The following is a 14,331-nucleotide window of genomic DNA, read 5'->3' as shown; positions in this document are numbered from 1 at the left end:
CCAAAATTTTTATATCAATAAATCATGATAAGAAATATGACTATTAGAAAGCAAATCACTTCTTAAGACCATACTATTAAGGATATTTAACAGCATTTTTAAACGCTGAGGATTATTTTCAACGTTTATATGCACATCAATAATATATTCTTGAGATAGATTCCGATATACAATAATATTATTCTCCTCAGATGAAAGCTCCAGGTTAAATCTTATTTTTATACCATTATTTTCAATTTCAATGATTTCAAAATTATCCGTAGGCTCAATTTCAATAAAATTATTCCGAAATTCTATTGCTGGGAACTTCGTATCATACGAATACGAATCAAAAAATATCGTACTAAAAGAATCATCATAATCAAATTCTGACAAACCATCTTTTACATAGTAAATTGGATTTTGTGAAATATTTAAATTCTTACCAAAGTTGGAACAAAGGTAATAATCATAGTTTTTATCGTCACTGTAATTTAATTCATATAATGTTTTTGTTTCGATCCTTTCTATATAATTTGAAAAATAGTGTTGCAGATTGAATTTCAACTGCTGAGTTGACAATCGACCATCAATGGCTATAATGGCTAGTCTTAATTTTTTTCGATCAAGTACAATACGATTAAGTACACCTAAGAATGTCAGATATAGTATATCTAGCTCTCTTTTCGAAAACTCATAAGTATACTTCTCGTAAAATTTTGAAGATAATTTCTCTACGAAATACCTTAAAATTGGTTGCTCATCCTTCCTACTAAAATCCTTATAGCGTAAATCAATACTGTCTGATACTTTCAGCAGTATTTTTAAGCTAATCGGAAGCATTATTTTCAAAGTATCTTTAAAACAAGTGTAATCTTCAAAGAAATCAAATCTGAAGTAATCTGATAACTCTCTAAGGATAAAGTTTCTTGTTTCTTGAGCTAGTATAATAAGCTGACTATAATTTTCACTAGAACAATCTGAGAATCTATATAAATCCGTACTTATAACAGCAATGTAAGTTAAAAACTGAATTATTTCTTTTTCGAAAACAAATCCATACAGACGGCTATTTAATTTCTCAATAATTTCAACAACCAATTTATGTTCATCCGTAGATTCATAACAAAAATTTATTGGTTGTAGTTCTAGATCCTGATTTTTCTGATAATAATTATTTCGGAAATAAATTAAATAGATGATAAATCTTTCAATATTAAGGTCCGAAAAAACTATCCGAGATTTAGTAATTGAGCTTAAAATTGTTTTTCGGATAAGTTCCTTGTCAAAATCGGAACAAGCAAACAAATTTTCATAATCAGGTACCCCTGACTTATAAGTAGTGTATCTATCAAAATACCTATATATTCTGATTGTCAGCATCACTTTCTTAAATTGTGGGCCAACAATCTCGATACCATACTTCGGACGCATCTGGAGTGTTAGTCCATATTTCGAAACGAGATTTTTCACCTCCTGTAATTCTCTTGTCAAAGGACTAGTCGTGAGTAGTTCACTCTGAAAGTCTTCAATTTTGAGTGGTATTGTAGATGATACCAGCCTTCTAAGAATATATAAGACAAATGTATCTTTCTCATTTTCTAACTTGACAGAGGGAAATATCTGAAATAGCTCTTTGATTTGCTCTATATAACTAGGATTATTGATATGCAATTTGTAACCAAATGACCGTTTGGATTCAATACTTCCTAAATCCTGGATACATGATTTTAATTCATTGATATCTGACTTTATTGTTCGTGATGTCACATTTAGCGTTTCAGCTATATACGAACTCGTTACAAAATCTTCTGAACGAAAAAGGAAGATAAACAACGCCTTAAGTCTAGGTTTACTATCTAAGATTTTTAGTTTCTCCGATACTTCCTTACCCACGATATTATCCTCCTATACTTTACTCTAAATACATTTCCCTAAGTCTATCGATAATTTCCTTATCAAGATTTAACTCTGAGATAGCATATTGCTCAATTGAACCGTAATCATCAAAAATAGAATTGATAGATGCTTCAATAAAATCTGACTTCGTATCAATAAAAGAATAGAGATGATCTAACACTTTTTCATCGGTTGTTAGTTTTCTATACCCTTCCATTTTTACTCTATTTCGTTCCTCACGATTTTTTCCAGTAATTAGATAATCTTGAATTAAATCCTCCTTACTGACACCGAGAATTCCTAATAGTAACATAGCTCCGTAACCAGTACGATCTTTGCCTCCTCGACAATGCTGAACACTAGCTGGTGAATTTGGATTTGCAAGTACAGTTAGCATTTTAGAAAATGCTGCTTTAGATTCATTACCTTCTGCAAATGTTCTATATTGTGAATAGACAACTTCTGAGTGATCAACTAATTGACCTGATTTTTGTTGCTCAATTATTTTATTGATAAGGTTAATGTCCTCATCCTCTTTAGAAGACTGAAATTGAGCTGCGAGCTCTGCAACATGAGCAGATGGATCTAGTTGAAAGCTCGTGACACCTGTATGAATTATAGGATTGGGGTACTTTGACACCTCATTATCACTCCTATAATCAACAATTGTCTTTAAGTTCAACTGTCTTAGATATTCTAAACCATCTTCTGTTGCATTGTGAATATGATCAGAACGATATAACACCCCCCATTTTACTCTCTTACCGTTATTAGCTTTATAACCACCCATATCTCTAAAATTATTCATTCCAGACACTGGTAAAGTTCTTTCAGCAACTTTGTACTCGCCTGACTTGGATTTAATCAGGAAATACGGTCTTCTATCTAACTCTAGCAGAATTTCAAATTTGTTATCATCAGTTTTCTTTAGAAATTTAATTGGCTCACCGTCTGAGCTACTTAACAGAAATACTTCGACTTCTTCATTTTCAGAATCACTTTCTCTAATAAAAGTGTAGATATTCTTCTGAAACTGTTTCACTTCAAACTCTTTAGCCATAATCTAACCTAACACTTTCAAATATGTCAAGAGGATAGAAATAACCATAATTCCAAAGATTAATAGTGGTGCATGTTTGCCATTTGTTTTCTTCAAAATTTTATAGATAACAAAAGTTAACAGAATGCTAAACAACCCAGGCATAACTTTGTCAAACATTTCTTGGAAGAGGATAACGTTGTCACCAGCCTTAATTTCAGAGACAACATTTACTTTAACGACAGAAGCAATAAGTCCTCCGATAACCATAAGACCGACAACATTCGCAATATTTGATAGACGTTGCAGGATATTGCCACCTACTCCTTCAATCAATTCTACTCCTTTAGCGTAGCCTAAGTGGATACCATAATATTTAGACGCAATGTTTACAAAGTTATAGAGTAAGAACATTACAATCGGACCGAGGACACTACCATTTAATGCTAGGGCTGCACCAATACTTCCGCAAATTGGTAACCAAGTGAATTTCAATACACTATCACCAATGCCTGCGAGTGGTCCCATTAGGCCAGTTTTGATACCAGTTACAGTATCCTTCTGATCTTCAGTTGTCGTTTCTTCCACGGCAGCTGCAATTCCAAGAATCAAGGCATCTGAGTTAACATGACTGTTAAAGAATTCAAGATGGCGCTTCATAGCTTTCACACACAACTCTTTTGGCTTATCCTTGTACAAACGTTCAAGAACAGGTGTGAAACTTGACAAGAAACCAATAGCTTGCATAGATTGGAAGTTATTAGTTACGTTTAGTAATTGCATTCTCCAAAATACTTTGTTTAAATCTTGCTTTGTAATTTTGTTACTCATAGATCATAGTCCTCCTCATCATTATCAATTTGTCCGACAACTTCTTTAACTTGAGCTTTTTGAGTTGCCAAGTCGTAAATCAAAGCAATCGGTAAAGCGATTAGAGTGATTGGTAAAACTGAAAGCTGCAGATAAACTGCTAGAGCAAAACCAGCGATTAGGAATGTCCAAAGCTCAGCTTTTTTCAACATCATCAGCATCAAGAGACCAATACCCACAGCAGGAATAATCTTACCTGCTACTGAAAGACCTGACATAATTTCTTTTGGAAGTGCAGCAACAACTTGGTCTACTACACCAGCACCGAGATATACAGCAATGAAAGTTGGAACTGCACGAATAAGGAAGGCAATTACCATTGGAATATAGTTAATACGATAAACTTTACTAAAGTCACCAGTCTCTGCGACTTTTTCAGCGATTGGATTCAAATAAACAATACTTGAACGATATAGTACGAGTAATTGTTGAGCTAATAGAGAAGCTGGAACCGCAACTGCTACAGCAGTCGCAACACCACCTGATGCAAGACCTAATGCCGTCCCGATTGCAGTACCTGAAATGATGTCAGGTGCTGAATAAGCTCCAACGTTACCGATACCCATCCACATAACTTCTAGTGAAGCACCAATGAGTAATGATGTTTGTACATCTCCCATTATCAAGCCGATAACGGGAGCAATCAGCAAGGGACGTCTCAACATTTGAGTACCAATATCATCAATTGCACATAGACCAGCCCACGCTGCAATTAGTAATGCCTGAATCATAAAATGACCTCCTCTAATTTAATTTTTTCGTCGTTTGGAACCATCTGAATTGTTACTTCCACTGAGTTTTCCAATAATTTCTTGAATGCTTCCTTCTCGGAAGGTGTAACAGCAACCGACTTAGTTAGCTTCTCCCTACCTTCTTGGAACCTCATTCCACCCACATTAAGAGAAGGAATTGGAACACCAACTTCGTAAGCTCTTAATACATCTTCACTAGTCGTAAATAGTAGCATTGTTCGTCTAGTAATTTTGTTTGTTTTGATAATTTCACCAAATTTTTCAACAGGAAATGCTTTTACAGAAATTCCTTGTGGAGCTGCCATAGTCAAAATACTTTTTTGAGTTTTGTCGCCAGCAACTTTATCATTCAAAACAATAATTTGCTCAATCTTATGCATATTAACCCAGGTCGTAACTACTTGACCGTGAATTAAGCGATCATCTATCCTACTAAAGACTATAGTCATCTTCTTCTCCTTCTTCAATTAAATCTTGTTTAGTCCTGACACTAAATCCTTGGTCATAAGCTGTCTTTAATACAGCAGCTAATGATTCAATTTGCTGTCCACGATTCATCAGAACTTCTAAAAGCATGGGTAGATTCAATCCTGAGACAACTACTACTTTTTCCTGAGATAAAAGTTGTGATGCTAAATTTATTGGAGTTCCTCCGATAATATCCGTAAGAACAACCAGTCCTTTAGTTGTATCCAACGAGGAAATCTTTTGAAACATCTCTTCTTTTAGAACCTCGACATCGTCAACTGTATATACTCCTAATGTCTCAAAGTTGGTCTGCTTACCTACAATCAACTCTGCACTATCAATTGCAGCCTTCGCAAAATTACCATGAGACATTAGTAGTAGTGCAACACTGTCTGACATATTATCCTCCTGATTTATTTTAATTTAATAAAAACTTTGGTTTTATAAGTTAATTATAAAGGGAATTATATGCGGTTTCAATGAAAGGATTTTCACTTTATAAAGTGAAATTTTGTGAAAAAAAGAAGCAATTAGTCACAAGACTAACTGCCACTATTTCATTCAGAAAATCTTTCAATTAACTCTCGCCCTAATAAATTTTCAAAATCTAAATCAGTAACAAAATCATGCCAATTACTCCTACTTCCCTGACTGAAAGTCTCCTTAAAATTCTCAAACCATGGATACATTTGTCCGAGATTAGTGTCCTCAATAACTGTTTCTACAGGAAGTACACCTCCAAGGTAGGCTAATAGACGAGAAACATCTGGTGAATACAGCCATTTTAAAAAGTTCAAGCAGTGAGTAACCTCAACGGAGTATCGACTAATACCAATAGAGCCACCTCCGGTCATCGCTTGTTTACCTGGTACACTAGCAATATCAAATTGATAGGTAACATCATACTTCTCTGAACCAGAAAACAATGGTGATATATAGTTTGAAAAGACAATTTCCATTGCGGTATGACCTAGACGTAAATTTTTGACGTGGTCTTCCCACCATAAATCAAGTTTTCCATTCGTACATGTCACGCTCTTTTTATAATCATTAAATGCCTCATTTATAACGGACAAGTCCATGCTATTATTAAGTAACTTTTCTCTATATCTTGGCATAAAGTCACATGTTGCTACAATAGGGGTCTTGACTGCTAGTGTATGGCCAAAATCCGTCTCCGAATCTTTGTTAAAAGACTTACTAAAGAAAAACGACACGCGATCAAACTCTTCAAAAGTTTTTGGTACAGCCAATTTTTTTTTGAACTTCTCGTAATACTGACGCTGGAGTAGCGTATTATCAAAAAGGTCTTTTCGATAAACTAAGACTTGACTGGAGATATCAAATGGGAAAGTGTATTGCCTATCGGACTGATAGCTATACTCTAAGGCAATACCTGTCATCAACTTACTGTTAATTAACTGAGCCACCTCTTGGCTAGTCAATTCCTGAAAAATTGTTTCAGCAAAATTTGGTAACCAAGCCATATCTACACGAATCAAATCAACACGATTCAAAAAATCTTGATTTGATAAGTTGGCAAGCAATTTTTGATAGGTGAATTCTTCGATACGAATAGTAATTCCTGTCATGGCCTTGTATTTTTCAACCAGTACCTTAATAGCATTTGACATTGGTGATTCAACAATTGCAAGAGTTAAGGTTAAAGCAACTTGTTGACAAGTATCCTCATTATGACTCTCGATTTCTTTAAGCTCAATAGGAGAATAATCATTATTCTCTAAAATATTTAGTACCCGTTTTGCAACTAATTTATAATCTAATTTCAAATAGGAGGTATTCTGAAGACCTACGATATCACGACAACCTAATACCAAAATATGAGGCCTGTCCGTTTTCCCAAACCAATTAAACAAGTCGATTAATTCCTTAGCAACCTTACCATCAGAAACAACTATTGTGTCATTAGCCGTTAGATGAGACAATTTTGAGTACGTCATCACAATGTTATTATTGTCAGAATCTGTCAACAACCGTACTCTGAAATCTGATTTAAGTAAAACTCGATGCAGATTCTCAAATAGGGAAAAACCATCATATGGACTGATGAGTGTAACAATCCCATTTGAACGGACTTCTAAGAAATTTAACACCAGTGCATGGATACGGTCAATATCAAAGTTGATGCTAGCATTGTTCTTATTATCAACAAGAATGAGTTTAGTTCCTTGATTTTCTATGTCTGTCGTACGTGTTGGCTCGAGCCCAAGACAAACCACTGCAAGGGGTAAGAGAGAACTAATCTTTATAATCCGCTCATCTAAATCAACCTGATTTTTGAAATAAACTAAATCAATATCATAGTCATCACTATCAAAGGTCAATAGAAAATCAATGAGGTCAGTGTAATGAAAACGACCAAAATATGGAATAAAAACGCAGACTTTTTTTGACAATCCTTTTCTCAGAACCTGAGCTTGGGAATTTAGTTGGTAGCCAAGACGCTTTGCCGCCTCTTCTACCAACTTAATTTTTGAAGATCGAACATTTCCTCTTTTATTTAAGACATTTGATGCCGTACCATGTGAAACTCCAGCCTCACGAGCAATATCTTTTATAGTAACCATAACCTAGCCTCTTATTTTAAAAAAACATCCAAATACTCTAAAAATAATCTTATTTCTGTTACCTGGTAAGTATTTATGCCCTGATTTCGGGCAGCCACAAGGTTCTTTTCTAAGTCATCAAAGAAGTATGTATTGCTTGGTTCAAGGTCATAAGTTTTCAATAACGTCTGGTAAATCTGAGGTGCTGGCTTGGATTGCTTTACCTCATAAGATAATATTTTACCATCCAAAATTGATAGGAGTTCTGGTGCTCGTTCTTCCAAACAAGGATAAAATAATTGAGAAGTATTAGAAAGAATATATAACTTATGTCCATGTTGCTTTAATGAAGCCATTTTTTTAACTACATCATCATAGAATCTGGCATAACGATACCAGTACCACATGATTTGATGAACCTCTTCCTCAAATTTATATGATAAGGCCTCATTAACTTTAAGCTCAACTTCTTCAATTGTATGAAGGCCGGCATCCATTTCTTCCCATAAGCCTGAGCCAAAAATAGAATCATCTACTCGACAACGTGACTCATCATCAGGTAATAAAGTCTTCAAAAATATTTCCTTGTCCCACTCAATAATCACATTTCCAAAATCAAAAACTAAATTCATTCCACTCCTCTTTTCACTTCACAACAATATTATTTCACTTACTATTCTACCAAAATACATTGAATTTTCGTAGTCATTTTATAATAATAAGGTGCTGTCTAGACAACACCTTATTTCAATTCCTCTAAATATATCACACCTGGTATCCCAGATAAATCTTCCATCAACTTTAAATGATTAAACGATTCATTAAGTTTCAAGGACAGGTAGCAAGAAACTTGACTGGCTTCTTCTTGATATATCCCTTTTTTCTTATCGTTATGACTTAGTCCATTTTGCATATCCAGTATTTTAATATCAGAGGTACTTAAAAAGATAAGGAGACGATTAAAGCCTTCTAACGAGTTAAAAATAATATGGAAATCTGCAATTTTAGACCTACTATTTAAATAATCTTTTAAAGGAGTAAATAGGGTCATAATACCAATTAGAGCGACAGTTGAAATAAAAGCACCTGAGTAGAAACCAATTCCAGTAGCTAGACCAACTACAGCGGAAGCCCACAGTCCTGCTGCCGTGGTTAGTCCACGAATTTTCTGGTTATCTGTTACTAAGATAGTTCCAGCACCTAGAAATCCTAAGCCACTAATAACTTGTGCACCCATTCGTGTAGGATCACCATAGCCATTTTTAAGGACGATGTATTGGTTGGTCATCATAACCATAGCTGAAGCTAAACACACAAGAATGTAAGTACGAATTCCAGCCGCCTGATTTTTAACGCCTCGTTCAAATCCTATAATACCACCTAAAACAACTGATAAGGTTACCCTAAGTAAAATCGTAGGTAGTGTCAAATCTCCCAACTCACCCATTACCGTTTAGACCCCTTTTGAGTTCTGAAACGATGACTTAGATACAAGGCAGAAGCCGACATGACCATCAAGATTACTGAATAAACAAACATCATAGCGATAGCATTGACGGTAGCTGTCTCATCTGTTGCTGATTTAATGACAACACCAAGTGGTCTAAAGAGAGGATGGTAGAGGAAGACCGATAAATCATAGTCCGATAATAGTGAGTTAAAGTTTAGTACCATTACAGACAGCACGACTGGCATAATAAACGGAATGATTACCTTTACCATAGTGTAGAAACTAGATGCTCCCATACTGCGGGCGGCTTCTTCCATATCACTGTCAATACTAAAGAATACTGCTCGAATCATCCGATATGAAAACGGAAGTTTTTGGATAATGTAAGCAATGAGCATCATACCTAAGGTACCAATGAGAACCTGATTAAATACAATCAAACGAGGCTCGTTAAAGGTAAACATCAGACCGAGGGCAATTAGGGTACTCGGTAAAATCCATGGGATCAAAGCGCCGTACTCAAAGAATTTATCGAACTTATATGTGTTCTTATGAACAATTCTTGAAATAACAATTGCAATAACAGTAGCTACAAATGCAGCTAATGCTGCATAAAGCAAACTTACAAGATAAGGTTTAAAGAACTCAGCGTTTGAGAAAAGCTCTTTATAATTAGTTAAAGTGAAGCTAGATAAGCTCAAGTTACCAGTTTTAATTGTCAATGCATCTGTGAATGAATATAGGACAACCAGGGTAATAGGCAACATGTAAATCAAAAATAGCATGTAGGCAACAATATGGGCAATGACATTCCAAACTGGTGATGTGATAACTTGTTTTTTCAGACCAGCTTTTGTTTTTGAAACAGAAACATAGTTACCACCTTTTTCTACCTTGTTAAGCAAGGTTAACAGTAAGATTGTTGCCAAGCCCAACATGATGGCTAAGAAGGCTGCAAGATCCCTTGACCCATTGGACTTTGCAAAACTAATAATCATCGGGTTAATGGTTTGAAACTCCTTTCCACCCACAATGAGTGGGGCAGAAACTGCTGACAAACCAGTTAAGAAAGTCAAAATGGTTAAGGCGAACAATGTAGGTTTAAATGTCGGCAGTACCACTTTGAAGAATACAGTCATTGGTTTCGCACCCATGTTTCGAGAAGCTTCAATCGTGTGATAATCAACACTACGTACAGCATTCGTCAAAAACATGATATGGTTTGATGTACAAGCGAAAGTCATGATAAACAAAACCGCTCCGAAACCATGAAACCAATCTGCATTCATACTAGGAAAAACTGACAGCAATAACTTAGTAATCAGTCCATTACTACCATAAACAAATTTATAGCCAGTGGCGAGAACGATACCGCCGTATATCAACGAAGACATATACCCAAGTTTGAGAACTTTGGCTCCTTTAATATCCCAATACTCAGTCAAGAGTACGACAAGAGTACCAACTAGGTTAACAGTTACTACCATAGAAATGGCTAATTTAAAACTGTTTGCAATACTGTTAAGGGCACGTTCCGAACTCATTATCTTATCTAAAGCTCGTAAGGAGAACTCACCATCTTTGAAAAAGACATTTGTCAGAAGTCCGATATTTGGATAAATGATGAAGGCTACCAGCAACCACAGAACACCTATCCGTAGTAACCAGTCTTTCCATTTTATATCTTTGAGCATACTACTTTCCTCCGTATTGCATAATGTCTTTTGGATTGATAAATAGAGTCACGACATCATCAATAACATGGCTTGAATGCCCATCATTTTTTTCAATGATATTAACTTGTTGTCCATTATCCAATACAACAGTATATTTAATGAACACACCATTAAATTCCAAATCAATAATCTTCCCTTGTATAGACAAATCACTTTCTGATTGTCTTTCCAATTTAACCCGTTCTAAACGAACATGGCCACTTGTTGGTTCAAAAATTGGTAACCCATTAGCAAGTATAGCTAATGTATGTTCTGACAAATGGTTGATATCGCCAATGAAATCACATACAAATTCTGTCTTAGACTGATTGTAAATTTCATACGGAGTACCAACTTGCTCAATAAAGCCATTATTAAAGACAGCAATACGATCAGATAATGTTAAGGCTTCTTCCTGGTCGTGAGTGACATAGAGGGTTGTGATGCCTAACTCCTTCTGAAGTCGCTTCAACTCCAAACGCAAATCAACACGCAATTTGGCATCCAAGTTTGACAGAGGTTCGTCCAAACATAAAATCTTAGGTTCTAAGACCAAAGCCCTTGCTAATGCGACACGTTGTTGCTGTCCACCTGAGAGTTCTGAAATATTACGCTTAAGTTGCTCATCAGAAATTTTGATTTTCTTAGCAACCTCATGAACCTTGGCTTTTATGATCTCAGGAGAAATCTTCTTAACTTTCAGACCAAATGCAATATTATCATATACTGTCATTGTAGGGAACAAGGCATAACTTTGGAAAACAATACCAATCTCACGTTTTTCTGGTTCTAAATTCGTGATATCCTTACCATTAACATGAATGGTACCCTTAGAGGGGTTGATGAACCCCACTAAGGTTCGCAAGGTTGTTGATTTACCACAACCACTTGGTCCGAGAAATGTAAAGAACTCCCCTTCCTTGATTTCTAAATTCAAATTGTCAATCGCAATAAAATCTGCATATTTGATTTGTATATCGTTAAAGGTAATCATATACACCTCTCCTCACTTCTAATTGTTACTATTCTACGAATTCAAGCTCAGCTTTTTCAACCCAAGAGTTAATGTTCTCACCAATGAACTCCCAATCCAATTCTTGAGGTTTTACGCTGCTTGCGAATTCTTTAATTTCAGCTTTAGCACCTTCAAGGGCTGTTTTGTTAGCAGGAATTGAACCAAACTCATCACTCCAAGCTTTTTGTACATCGGCACTACCAAACCAATTGATAAACTCTTTAACTAGAGCTTCTTTCTTACTTGTTGATAGTATACCAATTTGTTCTGTAACATAAGGCACTCCTACTTTTGGACTCATAATTTGGAATTTATAGCCACGTTCAGCTTCGTTCTGAAGAACACCTGAACCCCACATCATGCTGTAGTTCAATGGGTTGCTATCATCAATTAAAGCAGAGATATAATCTTCACCTTGTGCGTAGGTGTGTGCATTTTGAATATATTTCTTAGCTACTTCCCAACCTTCATCAGAAATTCCTAGATCACCATTTTCATCAGCATAGCGACTTACAATACTTGCAAAAATATTTTTAGATGTACCAGTACTCAAAGCAGAAATTCCATATGTTCCTTTATAGCTATCTTTAGTTAAATCAGTCCAATCACTTGGCATATCTACTTTTGAATTACCTATAAGTACTAACGGCTGAACAACAAGGGGATGATAATAGCCGTCAGAATCTCCAAGACTTGAATCTACCTCTCCAATCCATTCAGGACTATATTTTACTAACAAGCCCTCATCTTTGATTCTATTAAACTCTAAATTGTTCAAACCAAACACCATATCTGCAATAGAGTTATTTTTTTCTGCGATTAACCGATCGGCTAGCTCACCTCCAGAAATATCAACATATGAAATATTAAAACCTTTCTCAGAGGCCTGTTCCTTAAGCCATTCACCACGTCCATCAGTTGTAGAATTTGAATAAATAACAATCTCTTGTGAATAATCAATTTCCTCGGTCGAACTACCTGTTGTTGATTCGTTAGATGTTGTAGTACCGCAAGCTGTTAACAATGTAGTAACACTAGCAAACATGCAAAGTTTTTTAAAGTTTTTCATAGAATATACTCCTGTTTTCTATTTTTTTAAATTTTTATTTTTCAAGCAATTATAAAGTAAGTTCGGCCAATCGGTCTGAATAATATCAAATCCTAATTCTACCAATTTAATCCATGATTCACCATCATCAAATAATGCTGCCTCATCATCAATTTGCGCTGATAATATGATAGTATCATTTAGTCGAAGAGCATTGACCCAGCATGATATACCTTTCTTTCTAAGTACTTGCATGGTATCAAAGCTAATTAATTCTGACTCTAAATCTTTAAAAATTAGCTCAACTGCGACCAAGTTAATACCTTCGAAATTTAAAACTAATTCCAACTCATCAATTGTTTTGATAATTGGCATAAACATTACATCCAATTCAGAATCTCTCAATTGTACCAGCAATTCTTTTTTTGCTGGTGCTTTAAGTAACACCTGATTCAATGACTTATAAGTTTTAAGTTTTTCAAGGAAAGTATCCCAGTAAAACCAACTACGGTCAATATTTATCAAACATTTACCTTCAAGATTTAAAAGAACTTCTTCAATTGTTTCCAATTTTTGATTTACTGGTTCTGCTAATGAATTGAAACAAGTTAAAGCTTTGATTTGTTCCGCAGGAATTTGACGAAGATCAATATCCATATCAAAAACAAGTTTTTCTTGACCATCATGGAATGCAAAAAATTCTCCATCAACTGAACGAACAACATCTACTTCAACCATATCACCTTTATGTTGAATAGCATTTAGGTACGCTTTTGTTGTATTTTGAATAATGTTGCCTCCATTGGTACCACGATGAACAGCAATCAATACCCCCCTTTCCTCTCTATATTGTTGCAAAAGATTCATTAGTAATCCTCCTTTAATTCTTCTTAATGATATTGTAAGCGTTTTTTTGGAACGTGTCAAGTTTTTTTGCAAAATTTTTAAAAAAGTTTTTTAAACAAATAAAACTGTAAGAAATCTAAATTATATGATATAATTAAATAAATATATCAGCTTACCGCTCTACAACTTTAAACTCTTGTAGCAAGCACAGTAAGTGGGTACCCACTTACGATAAAATTAACGAAGCAGATGCCTTTGGCTCTGCTTTTTTCGTTACATTTTACTTGTTAGGGAGAACCCTAAGACCCCGATATAGGAAGGAATAGACAATGGAAAAACGTACTAGACCAAACCAATTAAAAATTCGACTTTCGGATAAAGAACTTGCTCAAGTGCGACAAAAATATGGACAATCTCGGTCAAAATCAATGCGGCATTTCGTCCTCAAGTGTATCCTTGAAACATCGATTTATGAAGTCGATATGCAACCATTTAGAGAGTTACAACATCTCCTTTCAAAGACCTCCACTAATGTCAACCAAATTGCCAAGAAGGTCAATACTTACTCCCTTGTTTATAAAGAGGACATTACGACAATCCAAAACGAAATACATCGTTTGAGTAAGGAACTCAATAAACTACAAAACATACTCTACAACAGAACAAATCAGGGGGATATTTGA

14 protein-coding genes are annotated in these 14,331 nt (G+C 35.1%); 1 reads left to right on the top strand and 13 read right to left on the bottom strand.

Features of this window, described 5'->3' with window-relative positions:
• Positions 1–9: 9 nt before the first annotated feature.
• From PW252_RS05595 to PW252_RS05535, 13 genes are all read right to left on the bottom strand, one after another.
• Complete coding sequence (locus PW252_RS05595; protein ID WP_044772204.1) at positions 10–1,875, bottom strand: HTH domain-containing protein; 1,866 nt, start codon at positions 1,873–1,875, stop codon at positions 10–12.
• A gap of 19 nt (positions 1,876–1,894) precedes the next feature.
• On the bottom strand, positions 1,895–2,938 hold the full coding sequence (locus tag PW252_RS05590; protein ID WP_014636969.1) for a tyrosine-protein phosphatase: 1,044 nt from the start codon (positions 2,936–2,938) through the stop codon (positions 1,895–1,897).
• Between the two features lie 3 nt (positions 2,939–2,941).
• Entirely contained in the window at positions 2,942–3,700 is a 759-nt protein-coding gene (locus PW252_RS05585; RefSeq protein WP_248050296.1) for a PTS system mannose/fructose/sorbose family transporter subunit IID, read from the bottom strand.
• A 44-nt stretch (positions 3,701–3,744) separates the two neighbouring features.
• The gene (locus PW252_RS05580; RefSeq protein WP_044772208.1) at positions 3,745–4,518 is read right to left on the bottom strand and encodes a PTS mannose/fructose/sorbose/N-acetylgalactosamine transporter subunit IIC; all 774 of its coding nucleotides are present in this window, start codon (positions 4,516–4,518) and stop codon (positions 3,745–3,747) included.
• The gene (locus PW252_RS05575; protein ID WP_044772210.1) at positions 4,515–4,988 is read right to left on the bottom strand and encodes a PTS system mannose/fructose/N-acetylgalactosamine-transporter subunit IIB; all 474 of its coding nucleotides are present in this window, start codon (positions 4,986–4,988) and stop codon (positions 4,515–4,517) included. Before PW252_RS05575 ends, PW252_RS05580 begins: the two co-directional genes overlap by 4 nt.
• Positions 4,972–5,406: a PTS sugar transporter subunit IIA gene (locus PW252_RS05570; protein WP_044772212.1), complete on the bottom strand. Its 435-nt coding sequence runs from the start codon at positions 5,404–5,406 to the stop codon at positions 4,972–4,974. Before PW252_RS05570 ends, PW252_RS05575 begins: the two co-directional genes overlap by 17 nt.
• Positions 5,407–5,564: 158 nt before the next feature.
• Entirely contained in the window at positions 5,565–7,595 is a 2,031-nt protein-coding gene (locus PW252_RS05565; protein ID WP_248050298.1) for an extracellular solute-binding protein, read from the bottom strand.
• Positions 7,596–7,606: 11 nt separating this feature from the next.
• On the bottom strand, positions 7,607–8,206 hold the full coding sequence (locus tag PW252_RS05560) for an HAD family hydrolase (RefSeq protein WP_044772215.1): 600 nt from the start codon (positions 8,204–8,206) through the stop codon (positions 7,607–7,609).
• A gap of 110 nt (positions 8,207–8,316) precedes the next feature.
• Positions 8,317–9,021, bottom strand: a complete 705-nt coding sequence (locus PW252_RS05555; protein WP_044772217.1) for an MgtC/SapB family protein — start codon at positions 9,019–9,021, stop codon at positions 8,317–8,319.
• A complete protein-coding gene (locus tag PW252_RS05550) occupies positions 9,021–10,718 on the bottom strand; it encodes an ABC transporter permease (protein ID WP_248050300.1) in 1,698 nt (565 codons plus the stop codon). Before PW252_RS05550 ends, PW252_RS05555 begins: the two co-directional genes overlap by 1 nt.
• Position 10,719: 1 nt before the next feature.
• On the bottom strand, positions 10,720–11,733 hold the full coding sequence (locus PW252_RS05545; RefSeq protein WP_248050301.1) for an ABC transporter ATP-binding protein: 1,014 nt from the start codon (positions 11,731–11,733) through the stop codon (positions 10,720–10,722).
• A gap of 28 nt (positions 11,734–11,761) precedes the next feature.
• Positions 11,762–12,823 carry an extracellular solute-binding protein gene (locus tag PW252_RS05540; protein WP_248050303.1) on the bottom strand — a complete coding sequence of 354 codons (1,062 nt, stop codon included), beginning with the start codon at positions 12,821–12,823 and terminating at the stop codon, positions 11,762–11,764.
• 18 nt (positions 12,824–12,841) lie between these two features.
• A complete protein-coding gene (locus tag PW252_RS05535) occupies positions 12,842–13,669 on the bottom strand; it encodes a glycerophosphodiester phosphodiesterase family protein (protein ID WP_248050306.1) in 828 nt (275 codons plus the stop codon).
• Between the two features lie 308 nt (positions 13,670–13,977).
• Between PW252_RS05535 and PW252_RS05530 the strand changes: the two genes are divergently transcribed.
• A complete protein-coding gene (locus tag PW252_RS05530; protein ID WP_014636982.1) occupies positions 13,978–14,331 on the top strand; it encodes a plasmid mobilization protein in 354 nt (117 codons plus the stop codon).

The sequence above is a fragment of the Streptococcus sp. 29887 genome (assembly GCF_032595075.1).
GTDB lineage: Bacteria > Bacillota > Bacilli > Lactobacillales > Streptococcaceae > Streptococcus > Streptococcus iners.
The sequence above is the reverse complement of the archived record's forward strand: the minus strand, read 5'-3'. Positions and strand labels throughout refer to the sequence as shown.